Here is a 17120-nt window from a genome sequence, read left to right on the forward strand (position 1 = left end):
CTAATTTCTGGTTTTTCGCGCACTATGGAATCGCTCATTGCCGTACTCGGGAGAAGCTTGGCTATTCGTCGTGCATGCTGCTGTGAGTTGCTGCCCTGTCGCAGGTAGGGGAGTTGAAGGTAGTGCAGCCCAGCGTTTTCCGCGTTCAAGCAATCGGCTCCGGCTACCGTAAAGCAAATTTACGGCGGTTATTCGGTGTTAACTCGAATGGATTGATTCGGACTGTCCGGCAACGCTTGCGCGGAGGTCTGGCGAACGTAGTACTGTCAGCGCCGCGGCCGTTCCAGGGCGGAACGGCTGAAATTATGGGGAGGATTCACAAGAAATGAAATTCGGTAAGTTCAGCGCTGTCGCATGCATGGCTATCGCCGCCATCGGTATCACCGCCGGAACCGCGAATGCGCAGCCCGCGGCTGCCAACGAAGACATCACCACTTCGGGTGTCCAGCAGGGAATCGCTTACGAGACCACACTTTCCGGCGACGCCAAGACGGTGACCACCACCGTCGACGCGGGTGCCTTCGAAATCACCGACAACGGTGCCACCGTGTCCCTCATCGCCGCCAATGGCGCGGAGATCAGCGAGCTCCCGCTGACCTTCCAGGTCGCGGGCCGGTCGATTCCGATCGCGCACGAAATCGGTGACAACGGCCGCAGTCTCACCCTTACGCCGGAGGTGAGCGCGGGGGATATCGCCGAACTGAAGGACATCAGCTCCTTCGACCGGTTCATGGATCAGGCCAACAAGAACATCCTCGGCATGATCGCAGGCGGTGTGCTCGGCGGGTTCATCGGATCGCTTCTCGGTTTGGGCATCTTCAGCATCATCACCGGGCCGCTCGGCATGGTGGCGGGCGCGCTGGTCGGTGGCTCCATCCAGGGTGGTCCTGCTTTCACCGACGCTCTCATGGCGCTGATCAACGGTCAGCCCTGATAGTTGCGCCAAGCGGTAGCGGGTAACGACACAAATCGGGCACGCCGATTACGGCGTGCCCGCTTTTGTTGTGCGTCAATCCACCAGGATTCCCGCTGCATCGGCAACCGGAGTATCTGCGACGCTTTCGGCATTGCAGACCAGTTTCGCCGTACCCAGAGCTACATTCGGGCTTCCGGCGAACGGGCTGTCGGGATTTTCCGTAAGAATCTGCTCGATCAGCGACTTCTGGGCATCATTGTCGAGCGCCTTGAACTCGCGGCAGGTGGTCTGCGCCGCATCCGGTGCGGTTTCCTCGTCCGATCCGCAGCCGGCCAATAAGAATGCCACCGCCGCGGTGGCCGAGACGATGGCAGAAATTCGCTTCATATCGTGCTTTTCCCGTGGTCAGCGGCGCCGGAGCCTCCGGCGCGTCCGATGCAGCGTACCGGGGGGAAGCGGTACTGTGATCAGCCGCCGCCACGGCTAGAATGTCCGGTACTCGTAGTTTCACTAAACCGGAGGCAGTGTTGCCGAAGAACCTCGAAGTCAGCATTGAGATCGCCGCATCACCCGAACGGGTATGGGCCGTGGTCTCCGATCTGAAGCGGATGCCGGAGTTCAGCCCCCAGTGCGTGCGGATGCTCCCGCTCGGCACTCCCAAGACCGGCACCTGGACGATCAATATCAACCGCGACGGCAAGAAATTCTGGCCGACCACCGCGCGGATCGTGCGCTATGAACCGAATCAGGCCTTCGCGTTCCGCATCAACGAGAACCGCTCGGTGTGGAGCTATACGCTCGAACCCACCGCGAGCGGGACCCGGCTGATCGAACGCCGGGACGTCCCCAACGGCACCACCTGGCTGTCCCGCACGGCGGTCAACGCCGCACTCGGCGGGGAACAACCGTTCGAAGAGTTACTGGTGCGCGGGATGAACGAAACCCTCGACAAGATCAAAACCGCAGTCGAAGCAGGCCGCTGACCGGTTCAGTCGCGGCCGGTGATCGATCGGCGTGCGGGCGGTCGGTAGCTGCCGTCGTCCGCACGCCGGATATTCACTTCCAGTTGGGCAGCTCCACCACCTGGGCGGCATAGGACAGTCCCGCGCCGAAAGCGATGAGCAACGCGGTATCGCCGGGCTTGGACCGGCCGGTACGCAGCAGGTTCTCCATAGCCAGCGGAATCGACGCCGCCGAAGTATTGCCCGCCTCCTCTATATCATCGGCCAGCGCGCAGTTCTCCGGCAGCTTCAGCACCCGCGCCATGATCTCGATGATCCGGCCGTTGGCCTGGTGCGGAATCATCGCGTTCAGATCGTCGGTGGACAGACCGGCCCGGTCGACGGCGTCTCGGCAGACCTTCTCCAGCGAATGCGCGGCCCAGCGGAACACCGCGGTGCCCTCCATCGCCAGATAGGGGCGGACCGCCTCGAGACCCTTCTCCTCGATCTCGGCGAAGAACTCCATCCAGTCCTTGTCCTGGCGGATCGCCTGATGCTGGGTGCCATCGGAACCCCAAACCGTGGGGCCGATCCCCTGGGTCGCCGACGGCCCGACCACCACCGCGCCCGCACCGTCGGCGAACAGGAATGCGGTGGACCGGTCGGCCGGGTTCACCGTATTGGTCAACTTCTCCACACCGATCACCAGCACGTGCCCGGATGTTCCGGCGCGGACCAGGTCCGAGGCCAGCGCCAGCGCATGGCAGAAACCGGCACAACCGGCGGAGATATCGAACGCCGCCGGGCCGTCCATCCCCAGTTCGGTGGCGATCTGGGGTGCGGCCGCCGGGGTGAGCAGCAGATGCGTCGACGTGGCGACGATAACGCAGTCGACCTGGTCTGCGGCGACACCGGCGGATGCGAGGGCATCGCGCGATGCAGCCACGCTCATGCTGTGAATCGTCTCCGACTCGTCGGCGAACCGGCGAGTCTTGATTCCCGATCTGGTGCGGATCCACTCGTCGCTGGAATTGATCGGGCCGGCGACCTCGTCGTTCGTGACGACCCGGGCCGGGCGGTATACACCCAGTCCGAGGATCGCCGTGTGCTCCGCCCCGGACGTCTGGGCGAGTCGAGCAGCCATAGTGCTTCTCCTAGGTGCCTGCGGCGGCGCCGCCGGGTTGTTGTCCCGAAGTATCAATGTGGATCCCTCCCCGGCGCGGCGCCAGGGAATACGTAGACATGAGGCACCCTCATATTAGCCCCAGATTCGTGCGACGCAGCGCGTATTCCTCGATTGTCCGGGTATCCGGCTCATACGCGTCACGCACAAACGGCGCTACCCAACTAGATGAGCGAGGGACAACATGCTCGGACTCGGGATCATCGGCTGGATCATCATCGGCGGTATCGCCGGGTGGATCGCCAGCAAGGTTATGAAAACCGATGAGCAGCAGGGGATTCTGCTCAATATCGTCGTTGGCGTTATCGGCGGCCTGCTCGGCGGATTCCTGTTGTCGCTGCTCGGCGTCGACGTCGCCGGTGGTGGGCTTATCTTCAGCTTCCTCACCTGCTTGGCCGGCGCAGTTATCCTGCTGTTCCTGGTACGGCTGGTAACGGGCAGTCGCTCGGTTCGCTGACGCCGGGTGCCATGAGCTCGGTTCGGCGTAAGGTGTGAACGCTTGCGCCTGACGCTCAGCCGGACACGCAACGGCGTGTCCGGCCGAGTCGGTCGAGAGCGCGCGACCATTCATACCGAGCACGAAAGAGGAGCTTGTGGCACGCCGTCCCACCCCGCCCGGCACGCCTGAACGCACCGGCCTGGCCCATGTGGCCGATCTGGTGCGCACCGCGATCCCGCCGCTGCACCCGGCCGGACTGCCGTTCGTTGCCGCGCCGTTGGCCGTCGCGCTGCTCGCCGGTAAACGCCCCTGGCTGCGCCGCAGCGGACTGGCGGCCGCGGCGGCCTGCGCGACATTCTTCCGGCACCCGCACCGAGTGCCGCCCAACCGGGCCGGTGCCGTCGTCTCCCCCGCCGACGGCGAGGTCGCGCTCGTCGACACCGCGGCACCGCCCGCCGAGCTCGGTCTCGGCGACCAGCCGCTGCCCCGGGTGAGTATTTTCCTTTCCGTCCTCGACGTGCACGTGCAGCGCACCCCTGTTTCCGGCACCGTGCGCTCGGTACTGCACCAACCAGGACAGTTCCGCTCCGCCGACCTGCCCGAGGCGAGCGCCGTCAACGAGCGCAACAGCATGATCATCGACACCCAGGGCGGGGACCAGATCGTGGTGGTCCAGATCGCCGGGCTGCTGGCCCGCCGCATCGTCTGCGACGCCCGCGCAGGCGATGTACTGACCATCGGCGACACTTACGGCCTGATTCGCTTCGGCTCCCGCGTCGACACCTATTTTCCGGCGGGCACCGAACTGCTCGTCCAGGTCGGGCAGCGCACCATCGGCGCGGAAACCGTGCTCGCGGTGCTGCCGTCTGCCGCTTCGTAATGGAGCAGGTGATCGAGGGGCGGCGCCGCCGTTCCATCCGGCTGCTGCCTAGCATCGTTACGATCCTGGCGCTCTGCTCGGGTATGTCGGCGGTGAAATTCGGGCTGGACGGCGAATTCGGTATTGCCCTGGCGATGATCGGCGCGGCCGCCGTGCTCGACACTCTCGACGGCAGGCTGGCCCGTATGCTCGCGGCCACCACCAAGATCGGCGCCGAACTGGATTCGCTGTCCGACGCCATCTCCTTCGGTGTCGCGCCCGCACTGGTGCTGTACGTGGCCATGTTGCGCAACGACAACAGTGCGGGCTGGATCATCGCCCTGATGTTCGCGGTGAGCATCGTGCTGCGGCTGGCCAGGTTCAACACCCTGATGGACGACGACACCAGGCCGGATTGGGCGCGCGACTACTTCGTCGGCGTGCCCGCCCCGGCGGGTGCGCTGATCGCGATGGCGCCGATCGCGCTGTACGTGCAGTTCGGTGACGGTTGGTGGGCCGGTTTCTACGTCGTTGCCGTCTGGACGCTGTTCGCTGCCGCGCTGTGCGTGAGCACCATCCCGACGCTGGCCATGAAGTCGGTATCGGTCGCGCCGCAGGCTGCTGCCGGGCTGCTGGTGCTGGTCGCGCTCGCCGGGGCCGCGCTGGTCACCTATCCGATCGTGCTGCTGCTGGTGCTGATCGTGCTGTACCTCGGCCATATCCCGTTTGCGTGGTATTCGCAACGCTGGGTCGCTGCCCGTCCGGAGACCTGGGCACACAAACCGGCCGAACGCCGCGCCCAGCGCCGCGCGGACCGTCGTTTGCCCGCCATCCGCCGTCCGGCGCTGCGTCGTCCTGATATCCGGCGTCCTGTACTGCGTGGCGATTCCCGGCTGCGGCTGCGCAGGCCTGGCGGAAAGAAGGATCGCGATGACTTATGAAGGCTCGGCAGACGCGACCGCGACCAAGATCGTCAACCATGGGTTGACGAATCGCATGCGTCAACTTAAAGTTGACGCATGACTTCTGCAGTGCGTTTGGACGACCTCATCAACGGAATCAAGAAGGCCCGGCCGGACAATGTGCTCGACCAGCTCTCCGACGCGGTGGTGGCCGGGAACCACCTCGGCGAGCTGGCCGACCACCTCATCGGACATTTTGTGGATCAGGCGCGGCGGTCCGGCGCTTCCTGGACCGACATCGGGGCGAGTATGGGCGTGAGCAAGCAGGCCGCGCAGAAACGGTTCGTACCCAAAGCTCCAGGTGACCCCTCCGACGTCGCGACGGTGGACCCGAATGCCGGCTTCGCCAAATTCACCCCCCGCGCGCGGACGGTCGTGATGGTCTCGCAGGAAGCTGCCCGGGTGGCCGGGCGCTCGGAGATCGGGGTGGAGCACCTGGTACTCGGCCTGCTCGCCGAGCCCGAGGGCCTGGCGGCGCGGCTGGTGATCGACCAGGGGGTTTCGCTGGAGAAACTCGCCTCGGCGGCCGCAGGCGGCACTGATCTCTCGCTGAAAGCGCTCCATGATTCGGTGGCGTCGGGGCAGGTGCAGGCGCTGATCCCGTTCGGTGCGGAAGCCAAGAAGGTGCTCGAGCTTACCTTCCGGGAAGCGCTGCGGCTCGGGCACAACTACATCGGTACCGAGCACGTCCTGCTGGCGTTGCTGGAGCAGGAGAACGGGGAGGGCCTGCTGAGCGGGCTCGGCTTGGACAAAGCGGCGATCGAGTCGCAACTGGTGGAAATGCTGTCCCAGATCATGGGGGGCGGAGCCTGACCGTCGCGATTCGCCCCCGGCTGCACGTCCGGGGGCGTCGTGGTGCCCAGGAGGCTTCGCCCGTGGTGTTCTGTGGCGGCGGTAGGGCACCGACGTGCCGTATTTTGTTCTCCCGTCCAGTCGTTGTCGGTCGTAATCTATAGCAATGGCCGATGACCCGGACTCCGATACCGTGGCGGGGGAGCGGCGTGACGATCTGCTGCGCGCGCTGTCCTATGTGTCGACGGAGTCACGCGATGACGGCAGCTATATCGTCAATGGTGATCTGCCGCCGGAGGTTGCGCCGCCGTTCATCCGGGCCATCATGCGGGTGGAAGCGGAACTCCTGCTGCACGACGCCGAGTTCGTGACCATCGACGAGGGTGAGCCGCGTACGCCGGAAGAACGGCGAGCCGACGCGTTCCTCGCGCTGGCGTTGCGGGTGACCGACAATCTCTAGCCAAGCGCGCAGAGCCGCGACCAACCTTGCACTCGTCACCCCCGAGTGCTAAAAATGGCTTTGGCACTCTCGACGTGTGAGTGCCAGGTCGGGACGGTGAGATCGGGTACACCCCTGGTCGTCCGTCGCGGGCACCGAGCCTGGCCACAGCGTAGCTGGGGTGACCCGACAAGGCGGTCATCCTGTGTGTCAGCCTCATTACTTGGAGGATCTCACCGCAATGGCCAAGACAATTGCGTACGACGAAGAGGCCCGTCGCGGCCTCGAGCGGGGCCTGAACAGCCTCGCCGACGCGGTCAAGGTGACGCTGGGGCCGAAGGGCCGCAACGTCGTCCTGGAGAAGAAGTGGGGTGCCCCCACGATCACCAACGATGGCGTGTCCATCGCCAAGGAGATCGAGCTGGAGGACCCGTACGAGAAGATCGGCGCCGAGCTGGTCAAGGAAGTCGCCAAGAAGACCGACGATGTCGCCGGCGACGGCACCACCACCGCTACCGTGCTCGCCCAGGCGCTGGTGCGCGAAGGTCTGCGCAACGTCGCGGCCGGCGCCAACCCGCTGGGCCTGAAGCGTGGCATCGAGAAGGCTGTCGAGGCCGTCACCGCCAAGCTGCTCGACACCGCCAAGGAAGTCGAGACCAAGGAGCAGATCGCAGCCACCGCCGGTATCTCCGCGGGCGACCCGTCCATCGGTGAGCTGATCGCCGAGGCCATGGACAAGGTCGGCAAGGAAGGCGTCATCACCGTCGAGGAGGCGCAGACCTTCGGTCTGTCGCTGGAGCTCACCGAGGGTATGCGCTTCGACAAGGGCTACATCTCGGGCTACTTCGTCACCGACCCCGAGCGTCAGGAAGCAGTCCTCGAGGATCCCTACATCCTGCTGGTCGGCTCGAAGGTCTCCACCGTCAAGGATCTGCTGCCGCTGCTGGAGAAGGTCATCCAGGCCGGTAAGCCGCTGCTGATCATCGCCGAGGACGTCGAGGGCGAGGCCCTGTCGACCCTGGTCGTGAACAAGATCCGCGGCACCTTCAAGTCCGTCGCCGTCAAGGCTCCTGGTTTCGGTGATCGTCGTAAGGCGCAGCTGGCCGATATCGCCATCCTGACCGGTGGCGAGGTCATCAGCGAAGAGGTCGGCCTGTCGCTGGAGACCGCGGGTATCGAGCTGCTCGGCCAGGCCCGCAAGGTCGTCGTCACCAAGGACGAGACCACCATTGTCGAGGGCGCCGGCGACGCGGAGGCCATCAAGGGCCGGGTCGCGCAGATCCGCACCGAGATCGAGAACTCCGACTCCGACTACGACCGCGAGAAGCTGCAGGAGCGGCTGGCCAAGCTGGCCGGCGGTGTCGCTGTCATCAAGGCGGGTGCGGCCACCGAGGTCGAGCTCAAGGAGCGCAAACACCGCATCGAGGACGCGGTCCGCAACGCGAAGGCTGCCGTCGAAGAGGGCATCGTCGCCGGTGGTGGCGTGGCCCTGCTGCAGGCTGCCCCTGCCCTGGACGAGCTGAAGGTGACCGGTGACGAGGCTACTGGCGCCAACATCGTGCGTGTTGCGCTGTCGGCTCCGCTGAAGCAGATCGCCTTCAACGCCGGCTACGAGCCCGGTGTCATCGCGGAGAAGGTCTCGAACCTGCCCGCGGGCAGCGGCTTGAACGCCGATTCCGGCGAGTACGAGGACCTGCTGGCCGCTGGCGTCGCCGACCCGGTCAAGGTCACCCGTTCGGCCCTGCAGAACGCGGCCTCCATCGCGGCCCTGTTCCTGACCACCGAGGCCGTTGTCGCCGACAAGCCGGAGAAGGCCGCGGCCCCCGCCGCCGACCCGACCGGCGGCATGGGCGGCATGGACTTCTGAGTCCCCGCCGCACCGGCAACCGTTCGAACCGAAGGCCGGCCCACCACTCGGTGGGCCGGCCTTCGGCTTCGGCCGCTTCCTGGTCGCGCGGCTATCCGACCAAGAACGCCAGTAAAAACCCTGCCGCGGTTGCGATACCGACCCACCAGCCGCCTTCGCGGTAGGCCTCCGGCATCAGCGAATCGGCCAGTACCGCGATCGTCGCGCCGCCCGCAAAAGCCTGCGCGGCACTGATATAGGTGGGTGGAAGATGCTCTCCTGCCACGTTTCCCGCGACGGTGACCAGCACAAGCACCGCTCCCGTAGCCGTCCAGAGCGCGAAAACTTTGCCCGGCTCGAAACCACGCTGATCGCGCAGCAGTGCCGAACCGCCGATCGCCTCGGGCACATTGCCGAGAGCGACGGCAACCAGCAGGGCCAGGCCGCCGCCCGCTCCCAGGGACACACCGAGCGCGGTGTTCTCCGGGACGCCGTCGAGCACGGTGCCGAGCATCAGCGCCCAGCCGATAGCGCTGCCGCCGCCGAGATGATTTTCGATGAACCGGTCGGCCACCACGAAGACGCCCGCCCCCAGGAGCAGTGCTGCGCCGGCAACGAAAACCCCGGCTTGCACAAAGGCCGGCTCGAACAGTTCGTTCGTCACCGCCGCGATCATTGCTCCGGCGCCGAGTGCCATCAGTGAGGCCAGTACCGGGGTGGGCAGCGTCCAGCGCAATCCGATAGCTGCGCCGAGGAGTAGGGGCACTGCTGTCCCGAGACCGTATAGCAGTGCGGTTCCCATGCGGTAAATCCTATGTGCGCACTGGCCGCGTCTGGGGCCGGACAAGCGCAGACGAGCGCCGAAAGAAATTCTTCTATAATTTCCCTTTAAAATAGCGCGCGCGGATCCAGTTGCCGGTATCGTCGTTTCAGCACGGCTGCTGATGACAAACACTGCGGCCAGCCAACTTCCGGCAAACTGAAAGTTGCTGCGAAAGGCCCGATCGATGACGAGGGGATCGGGCCTTTCGGTATTGTCTGCCCCGATGTCACAGGATGCGAATACGGGTCGAATGTATGCCGGGCAGCCCGTAGAGGACCGGCAGCGTCAGCGGCGTGCGCGTTTTCTGGAATCCGGACTAACGGTTTTCGCCCGCGACGGTTACGCCAATAGCTCGGTCGGCGCCATCTGTAAGGACGCGGGATTGTCGTCCCGGCAGTTCTACGAGGAGTTCACCGGTCGTGAGTCGCTACTGATCGAGCTATACGAGCAGATTCAGCGCGAAGCCCGTGACAGCGTGACCGCCGCACTCGAAGCCAAGACCGATGCCACCGCGCTCGAGGTGATAGACGCCGCGGTGCGCGCCTATGTGCAGTCCATGGGCACCGACCCGCGGCGGGCGCGAGTCGCGCTGGTCGAGGTCGTCGGCGCGGGTCCGAAGGTGGAACGGCTGCGCATGGAGACCCGCCGCGCGTGGGGCGCCCTGCTGGCCGAGGCCGCCGAGGACGCTGCTATGCACGGTGAAATTCCGCCCGGTGACTACGAAATGCGGGTGCTGGCCATCGTCGGCGCCGTCAACTACGTGGTCGATGCCTGGAGCGGTTCGGACCCGCAGCGTCCGCTCGACGAGGTCATCCGGGTGCTGAGCCGGATAATCATCGGCGCCGTCGGGGCCTGACCGAAACCGGCGCTACCGAAGGTTCGAGGCGCGCTGACCGAGCAGCTCACGGGCGCCGCGCCCCGGTCAGCTCGCGGCGTAACCTGGGGCCGATGGAGACGGTTCCGATCCAGATGCCCGACGGCAGCACCGTTCCGGTTCGGATGGTCCCGGCCGAGGGCCCGCACCGGCATCCGGTGACCATCGATATGCCGCGCCCGGTCGTCGTCATGGTGCCCGGGCTGGGCGTACCAGCCGACTATTACCTGGGTTTCGCCAGGGAGCTGGCCAGGCGCGGGTTCGACGTAGCGATCGGGGAGCTACGCGGCAACGGCGACAGCGCCCCGAAACCCACCTCGTCCAGCAGCTACGGCTACCACGAACTGGTGTCGGTGGATTTCCCCGCGGTCTTCGAGGCGGTGCGGACGAGGTTCCCCGGCCGGACCCCGTACCTGTTGGGGCACAGTATGGGCGGCCAGCTCGGCGTCATGTACGCCGCGCGGGTCCGCGGTCGCCTCGGCGGGCTGATCCTCATCGCTTCCGGCACCCCCTATTACCGCGGTTACCGTGGGTTGACCGGTCCCGGCATGCTGGTCGGCACGGCCGCGGTATCGCTGACAGCTAACCTGGCCGGGGTCTGGCCGGGCGATAAGCTCGGCCCGGCCGGATTCGGCCGCCAATCCAAGGTGCTGATCTCCGATTGGGCGCGGCTGGCCCGCACCGGCCGGCTCGACCCGGTCGGCGCCGATATCGACTACGAAGAGCGGATCGCGCGGCTGAAGCTGCCCGTCCTGTCGATCACCATCTCCGGCGACGATCTGACGCCCGCCACCGCCGCGCGCCACCTGCTGGAGAAACTACCGAACGCCCAGATCAGCACCTGGCACGAACCCCGTCCGCTCGGCCACAACGGCTGGATTCGCGAGCCGCACAGCACCGTCGACCGGATCGAGAAATGGTTGCGCGACCGCTGACCCGGTTCACCGATCGGTCTGGTGAACCCGGCCCTCGATCAGCGTCTGGGTGAAGAACTCGTAGATCAGGGCCGCCTGGAACGCCGACTGTTTGTTGTCGGCGGCGCCGCCGTGACCGCCCTCGATGTTCTCGTGGTACCAGACCCGATGGCCCTGTTCCTCGAGCAGCGCCGCCATCTTGCGGGCGTGACCGGGATGCACCCGGTCGTCGCGGGTGGAGGTGGTGAGCAGGATCGGCGGATAGGTCCGGTCGGCGCGGACGTTCTGGTACGGCGAGTATTTGCTGATGTACTCCCATTCGGCCGGGTCATCCGGGTCGCCGTATTCGGCCATCCAGGACGCCCCCGCCAACAGCAGGTGGTAGCGGCGCATGTCCAGCAGCGGTACCTGGCAGACGATGCCGCCGAACAGTTCGGGATAGCGCGTGAGCATCACCCCCATCAGCAGTCCGCCGTTGCTGCCGCCGACCGCGCCCAACTGTTCGGCGGTGGTGATACCGCGGGTCACCAGATCGGCGGCGATCGCGGCGAAATCTTCATACACCTTGTACCGGTTGGCTTTCTGCACCGAGGTGTGCCACTGCGGCCCGTATTCGCCACCGCCGCGAATATTCGTCATCACCCAGGTGCCGCCACGTTCCAGCCAGCCCATCCCGGAGGCACCGCTGTAGGAGGGGGTGCGAGACACCTCGAATCCGCCGTACCCGGACATTACGGTCGGGGCGGGGGCGTCCTTGCGGTCGCGGTGCCGGATGACGAAGTAGGGGACCACGGTCCCGTCAGCGGAGCGGGCGAAGAACTGCTCGGTGTCCACACCGTCGGCGTCGAAGAAATGCGGTTCTTGTTTCAGCTGGGTGGTCGTCCCGCCGACCGAGCTCGCCAACAGGGTGGCGGGCGTGGTGAAACCGCTGGTGGTGAGCATGAACTCGTCGCCGCCCTCCAGCGGGTCCAGGTTCATTGCGCTGGTGGTGGCCATCGGTGGGGTATCGGCCAGTGGTTCGCGGCGCCAGCCGCCCGAGCCGGGGGTGAGCACGTAGAGCTTGGTCTGCACGTCCTCGAGAGTGCTCAGCAGTAGATGGTTCTCGGTCCAGCCGTAACCGTGCAGCGCGGTATGCGCATCGGGGGTGAACAGCACCTCGAAATCGCGAGCGCCGCCCAGGAATTCGGGGAAGTTCGCGGCCAGCAGCACGCCGGGCGGGTAGGAGCGCCCACCGACCTCCCACGGCGACTTCAATCGGACGAGCAGCCAGTCTTTGTACCAGGAGACCGTGGCGTCTGTCGGAGTTTCCAGACGAATCAGACTGCCGTCGGACTCGAGCAGATACACCTCTTCATTGAAGAAATCGGTGGCGCGGCTGATGTAATGCCGTTCGTATCCGGGTGTCCGGTCATAACCCGCCGAAACCGCTACATCGCTCGATTCTCCTTCGAAAACAGTTTCTGCTTCGTCGAGCGAAGTTCCCCTTCGCCAACGTTTGGCTAGTCGGGGGTAACCGGAATCTGTCATGGAATCCGGCCCGAAATCGGTGCCCACATAGACGGTATCGATATCGATCCAGCCGATTTGCGATTTGGCTTCCGGGAGATAGAAACCACCGTCCGCGGCAGCGATGAATTCCCTTTTTTCCGTATCGAATTCGCGGACTACTTTTGCGTCCGCGCCCCCGCGTGAGAGGGAGATGAGCGCACGAGTCTGTTCCGGACGCAGGAGCCCGACGCTGCCCCACACCCAGTTCTCGTCCTCGGCCGCGGCAAGCGCGTCGAGATCGATCAGCACATCCCAGTCCGGCTCGGCCTTGACGTACTCGGCGAAGGTGGTGCGCCGCCACAGCCCGCGGGGGTGCTCGGCATCGCGCCAGTAGTTGTACAGCCAGGGACCGCGCCTGCCCGGGTAGGCGATTTTCGCGTCGGTGTCGAGCATGTCCAGGATGCGGCCCTGTAGCTTGTCGAACCGGTCGGAGGAGGCGAAGCGCTCGATGACGATCTCGTTGCGGGTGCGGGCGAAATCGAGGGCACGCTCACCGGTCACCTCCTCGAGCCAGAGATAGGGATCGGTCACGCTGTCCTCGATGTCACTCATTCCCACATTGTTGCCGGTGATACAACCCCCGTGGGGATGTGGGGGCGGCTCACCCGGGTGAGCCGCCCCGAATCACCCGAGCCGGACGAGCATCTTCCCGGTGTTGGCGCCCGACAGCACCCCGAGGAACGCGGCAGGCGCCTGCTCCAACCCCTCGTACACGGTTTCCTTCGTGCGAATGGTGCCGTCGGCAAGCCAGGGGGCGGCCTTGGCGATGTAATCGCCGAATATCGGGAAGTAGCTGTTCACAAGCATTCCGCGCAAGGTCAGCTCCTTGGTGGCCGCCAGGTACAGATCCGGCGCAGGCCCGCCGTCCGCGCCGTTGTATCCACTGATCGCGCCGACCATCGCGATCCGTCCTTTCGGACGCATCGCTTCCACCGCCACCCGCAGATGGTTGCCGCCGACACTGTCGAGGTAGACGTCGACACCGTCCGGCGCCGCTGCCGCCACTTGCCCGGCCAGGTCGCCGGCCCGGTAGTCGATGGCGGCGTCGAACCCGAATTCGTTCAGCAGTAGCTCGGTCTTCACCGGTCCGCCCGCCGAGCCGATGACACGGCCCGCGCCGAGCGCCTTGGCGATCTGACCGGCCACGCTGCCGACCGCGCCCGCCGCCGCCGAGATGAACACGGTCTCGCCGGGACGGACCGGGGCCACATCGGTGAGTGCGGCATACGCGGTGAGGCCCGTCGTTCCCAGGGCGCCCAGGTAGTGCTGGGGCGCTGCCAGGTCCGGGTCGATCGGTGTGGCGGTGGCAGCGTCGACGACCGCGTGTTCGCGCCATCCGGAGAAATGGGAGACGACCGAGCCGACCGGGATCGATACCGATTTCGAGGCGATAACGGTGCCCACGGCAGAACCTTCCAGAGCCGCACCCACTTCGAACGGTGCGATATAGGAGGGCTGGTCGTTCATGCGCCCCCGCATATACGGGTCGACCGACATCCAGGTGTTGCGCACCAGGATCTGTCCGTCGCCGAGTTCGGGGACCGCGCGCTGCACGAGGGCGAAATTGTCGGCGGTGGGGACACCCTGGGGCCGGGCGGCCAGATGGATTTCCCGTGTCGTGGTGGGGAGATCGCCGGCAGCTTCGCTGAGACGGGCGGTGGTAACAGTGTGATTCGACATGGAGGAGCCTTCTGTCTTTCGGGAGTACCGATGGGGGATCGTTCGATCCGGTGCTTATGACGTTATGCAGGGCGCGCACCGGTTCCCAGGTCCTCGGGCGCCACCGACCGGTCCATTCGCGCCGGATCCGGCTCCGCGCTGCCGGCCCCCGCTGCCCGCACTGCGCGCGGTTCGGCGGTGCCGTTCCGCGTTACCAGCTCCGCTGCCGCACGGCGCGCAGATCCGACGGCGACGTCCCGCGCCAGCGGCGGAACGCTTTGCGCAGCGCCCGGTCGTCGGTGAATCCGAGGCGGCGGGCTATTGCGTCGACAGTGAGGTCTCCTTGGCGCAGCAGCTTTTCGGCGCGCTCGTAGCGGGCAGCATCGAGCTCGTTACGCCAGGTGGTGCCGTGTTCGGCGAGGCGGCGCTGCAAGGAGCGCGGGCTGGTATTCAGGCGGCGTGCGACAGCTGGCAGTGTCGGCTCGCTGTCGTCGACGGCGGCGTTCATCGCAATGCGGAAGGCGTCCAGCGGGCCGCGGATCGGGCGGGCGGTGGCCAGCACCAACTCGGCGTGGTTGCGTAGCAGCGCACCGAGCGCGGGATCGGCGCGCAGCAACGGTGCTTCGGCGTCGGCGGAGGTGAAGGTGATGCTGTCGGCCGGTGCGTCGAACTCGATGTGGTCGGTGCCGAAACCCGTGGTGAGCGCGTCGTGGGAGCGTGGTGCAGGCGTGCTGAAGGTGACGCGGGCGGGGAGTATGTGCCGCCCGGTCGCTTCCCTGGCGCGACGCAGGTAGTAGGCGAGCACGTACTCGTTGATCGTCGCGGCGACCGCCTGATCACCGGCAGTGGTGCGGTAACCGATGGTCAGTTCGCCGTCGTGGTCGAGGTCGAAACCTTCCGCGGCGGCCGTGACCAGTCGATGGTACGGCCTAGCATGCTGTAGCGAATCGGCCAACGTCGACCCGGTGACGACCAGATAGTCCCAGGTTGTCAGCGCCCCGATGGGAGCGGCGGCCGCCACCGCCAGGCCGGCGCCAGGTCCCGGCCGAGCGGTCGTGAGCAGCTCCCATAGACGCACGAGCGACGGTAACGGGATCCGGTTGAGTTCACTCGCCAGGGCGATGTCGTCAGTGCCGTGGACTCGCGCCAACTGCTCGGGGGCGATAGCGGACTCGCTCAGTACGTCACGTAGCAAACGAACCAGATGCGTCGAGGTGGTGCCGTCGATGGCCGCTGATGACCGGCCGTCGATACCGGTCTGCGAACTGTTGCCGAGACGTCCCTGATCGTCGTATCGGCCGAGACCGGGCACCATGCCGTCGTCCGGTCCCATGCTCACCACGTCGCCAGCCTAGTTTCCCGTGCGCGCCCGGCAGCTCGGCAGGCGCATGCTCACGTGCGGTACTCGTTCGGCCGGTGTTCGTACGCCGGGCCGGTTCACCAACAGCGGGACGGGCGACTGGGCCGCGAGCTGGTGACAGCGTTAGGCTCGAAGCCGTGACTTCCCACTACGATGTCGTCGTTCTCGGTGCTGGTCCCGGCGGTTACGTCGCTGCGATCCGTGCCGCTCAACTCGGCCTGCGAACAGCGATCGTCGAGCAGAAATATTGGGGTGGCGTATGCCTGAACGTGGGCTGCATCCCCTCCAAGGCGCTGCTGCGCAACGCGGAGCTGGCCCATATCTTCACCAAGGAGGCCAAGACCTTCGGCATCACTGGTGAAGCGTCGTTCGACTTCGGTGCGGCGTTCGACCGCAGCCGCAAGGTCGCCGACGGGCGCGTCAAGGGCGTCCACTTCCTGATGAAGAAGAACAAGATCACCGAATACGACGGTAAGGGCACGTTCACCGACCCCAACACCATCTCGGTCGAACTCAGCTCCGGCGGCACCGAGACGGTCACCTTCGACAACGTCATCATCGCGACCGGCACCGTCACCAAACTGCTGCCCGGCACCTCGCTGAGCAACAATGTCGTCACCTACGAAGAGCAGATCCTCACCCGTGACCTGCCCGGTTCGATCCTGATCGTCGGTGCGGGCGCGATCGGGATGGAGTTCGGCTACGTGCTGCGCAACTACGGCGTGGACGTGCGGATCGTCGAGTTCCTCGACCGGGCGCTGCCGAACGAGGACGCCGACGTCTCCAAGGAAATCACCAAGGCCTACAAGAAGCTCGGCATCACCATCACCACCGGTGCGGCCGTGCAGTCCATCGATGACGACGGCGCCAAGGTCACCGTCGCGATCAAGGACAACAAGTCGGGTTCGGTGGAGACGGTCACCGTCGACAAGGTGCTGCAAGCTGTCGGTTTTGCGCCGCGGGTCGAGGGCTACGGCCTGGAGAACACCGGGGTGCAGCTCGAGCGCGGCGCCATCGCCATCGACGACTACATGCGCACCAACGTGCCGCATATCTTCGCCATCGGCGACGTCACAGGGAAACTGCAGCTCGCGCACGTCGCCGAAGCCCAGGGCGTGGTGGCCGCGGAAACCATCGGCGACGCGGAGACCATGACGCTCGGCGATTACCGGATGATGCCGCGCGCCACTTTCTGCCAGCCGCAGGTTGCCAGCTTCGGCCTCACCGAACAGCAGGCCCGCGACGAAGGCTACGACGTGAAGGTCGCCACCTTCCCGTTCACCGCCAACGGCAAGGCGCACGGCCTTGGCGATGCCACCGGTTTCGTCAAGCTCATCTCCGATAACACCCACGGCGAACTCATCGGCGGACACCTCATCGGCCCCGACGTTTCCGAACTGCTGCCGGAACTGACCCTGGCCCAGAAGTGGGATCTGACGGTCAACGAGCTGGCCCGCAACGTGCACACCCACCCGACGCTCAGCGAGGCCCTGCAGGAGGCCATCCACGGGCTGGCGGGGCACATGATCAACTTCTGATCGCCCGGGCCCCGGACCGGCGGATAT

Annotated in this window: 17 protein-coding genes; 11 read left to right on the plus strand and 6 right to left on the minus strand. The window is 65.9% G+C overall.

Features of this window, described 5'->3' with window-relative positions; all coding sequences use genetic code 11:
• Positions 1-325 precede the first annotated feature (325 nt).
• Positions 326-934 (plus strand): DUF8020 domain-containing protein, encoded by a 609-nt coding sequence (locus B0T44_RS01010; protein ID WP_077118348.1) that lies wholly within the window; start codon positions 326-328, stop codon positions 932-934.
• Between the two features lie 75 nt (positions 935-1009).
• Here the strand turns inward: B0T44_RS01010 and trbK are convergent, their stop codons facing one another.
• Positions 1010-1303: an entry exclusion lipoprotein TrbK gene (trbK, locus tag B0T44_RS01015; RefSeq protein WP_077118345.1), complete on the minus strand. Its 294-nt coding sequence runs from the start codon at positions 1301-1303 to the stop codon at positions 1010-1012.
• Between the two features lie 140 nt (positions 1304-1443).
• Between trbK and B0T44_RS01020 the strand changes: the two genes are divergently transcribed.
• Positions 1444-1899: an SRPBCC family protein gene (locus B0T44_RS01020; protein WP_077118558.1), complete on the plus strand. Its 456-nt coding sequence runs from the start codon at positions 1444-1446 to the stop codon at positions 1897-1899.
• A 73-nt stretch (positions 1900-1972) separates the two neighbouring features.
• On the opposite strand, the gene B0T44_RS01025 is transcribed toward B0T44_RS01020, so the two are convergent.
• Positions 1973-3001 (minus strand): beta-ketoacyl-ACP synthase III, encoded by a 1029-nt coding sequence (locus tag B0T44_RS01025; protein WP_077118342.1) that lies wholly within the window; start codon positions 2999-3001, stop codon positions 1973-1975.
• Positions 3002-3224: 223 nt separating this feature from the next.
• On the opposite strand from B0T44_RS01025, the gene B0T44_RS01030 reads away from it, so the two are divergent.
• The 6 genes from B0T44_RS01030 (at position 3225) to groL (ending at position 8398) form a co-directional block, all read left to right on the plus strand.
• On the plus strand, positions 3225-3497 hold the full coding sequence (locus B0T44_RS01030; protein WP_077118339.1) for a GlsB/YeaQ/YmgE family stress response membrane protein: 273 nt from the start codon (positions 3225-3227) through the stop codon (positions 3495-3497).
• A 136-nt stretch (positions 3498-3633) separates the two neighbouring features.
• Positions 3634-4359 (plus strand): phosphatidylserine decarboxylase, encoded by a 726-nt coding sequence (locus B0T44_RS01035; RefSeq protein WP_077118336.1) that lies wholly within the window; start codon positions 3634-3636, stop codon positions 4357-4359.
• On the plus strand, positions 4359-5279 hold the full coding sequence (locus tag B0T44_RS01040) for a CDP-alcohol phosphatidyltransferase family protein (protein WP_081511445.1): 921 nt from the start codon (positions 4359-4361) through the stop codon (positions 5277-5279). The genes B0T44_RS01035 and B0T44_RS01040 overlap by 1 nt, the downstream gene beginning before the upstream one ends.
• Positions 5280-5357: 78 nt before the next feature.
• Positions 5358-6113 carry a Clp protease N-terminal domain-containing protein gene (locus tag B0T44_RS01045; RefSeq protein ID WP_077118333.1) on the plus strand — a complete coding sequence of 252 codons (756 nt, stop codon included), beginning with the start codon at positions 5358-5360 and terminating at the stop codon, positions 6111-6113.
• A 145-nt stretch (positions 6114-6258) separates the two neighbouring features.
• Positions 6259-6552, plus strand: coding sequence for a DUF222 domain-containing protein (locus B0T44_RS01050; RefSeq protein WP_077118330.1), 294 nt, complete (start codon positions 6259-6261; stop codon positions 6550-6552).
• A gap of 220 nt (positions 6553-6772) precedes the next feature.
• Positions 6773-8398 carry a chaperonin GroEL gene (gene groL, locus B0T44_RS01055; protein ID WP_077118553.1) on the plus strand — a complete coding sequence of 542 codons (1626 nt, stop codon included), beginning with the start codon at positions 6773-6775 and terminating at the stop codon, positions 8396-8398.
• A gap of 91 nt (positions 8399-8489) precedes the next feature.
• Here groL and B0T44_RS01060 read toward each other — a convergent pair whose 3' ends face one another.
• Complete coding sequence (locus B0T44_RS01060; protein WP_077118328.1) at positions 8490-9179, minus strand: ZIP family metal transporter; 690 nt, start codon at positions 9177-9179, stop codon at positions 8490-8492.
• Positions 9180-9423: 244 nt separating this feature from the next.
• Between B0T44_RS01060 and B0T44_RS01065 the strand changes: the two genes are divergently transcribed.
• Both B0T44_RS01065 and B0T44_RS01070 read left to right on the plus strand, forming a co-directional pair.
• Positions 9424-10056: a TetR/AcrR family transcriptional regulator gene (locus B0T44_RS01065; protein WP_077118325.1), complete on the plus strand. Its 633-nt coding sequence runs from the start codon at positions 9424-9426 to the stop codon at positions 10054-10056.
• Positions 10057-10148: 92 nt separating this feature from the next.
• Positions 10149-11009 (plus strand): alpha/beta hydrolase family protein, encoded by an 861-nt coding sequence (locus B0T44_RS01070; protein ID WP_077118321.1) that lies wholly within the window; start codon positions 10149-10151, stop codon positions 11007-11009.
• A 6-nt stretch (positions 11010-11015) separates the two neighbouring features.
• Here B0T44_RS01070 and B0T44_RS01075 read toward each other — a convergent pair whose 3' ends face one another.
• From B0T44_RS01075 to B0T44_RS01085, 3 genes are all read right to left on the minus strand, one after another.
• Complete coding sequence (locus tag B0T44_RS01075; RefSeq protein WP_081511447.1) at positions 11016-13088, minus strand: prolyl oligopeptidase family serine peptidase; 2073 nt, start codon at positions 13086-13088, stop codon at positions 11016-11018.
• Between the two features lie 72 nt (positions 13089-13160).
• A complete protein-coding gene (locus B0T44_RS01080; RefSeq protein WP_077118318.1) occupies positions 13161-14216 on the minus strand; it encodes an NADP-dependent oxidoreductase in 1056 nt (351 codons plus the stop codon).
• 190 nt (positions 14217-14406) lie between these two features.
• Complete coding sequence (locus B0T44_RS01085) at positions 14407-15528, minus strand: helix-turn-helix domain-containing protein (RefSeq protein WP_245839251.1); 1122 nt, start codon at positions 15526-15528, stop codon at positions 14407-14409.
• A 164-nt stretch (positions 15529-15692) separates the two neighbouring features.
• Here B0T44_RS01085 and lpdA point away from each other — a divergent pair, with 164 nt between their 5' ends.
• Positions 15693-17093, plus strand: coding sequence for a dihydrolipoyl dehydrogenase (gene lpdA, locus B0T44_RS01090; RefSeq protein ID WP_077118314.1), 1401 nt, complete (start codon positions 15693-15695; stop codon positions 17091-17093).
• The last annotated feature ends 27 nt before the right edge of the window (positions 17094-17120 follow it).

This window comes from Nocardia donostiensis (assembly GCF_002081715.1).
In the GTDB taxonomy this organism is placed as follows: Bacteria; Actinomycetota; Actinomycetes; order Mycobacteriales; family Mycobacteriaceae; genus Nocardia; species Nocardia donostiensis.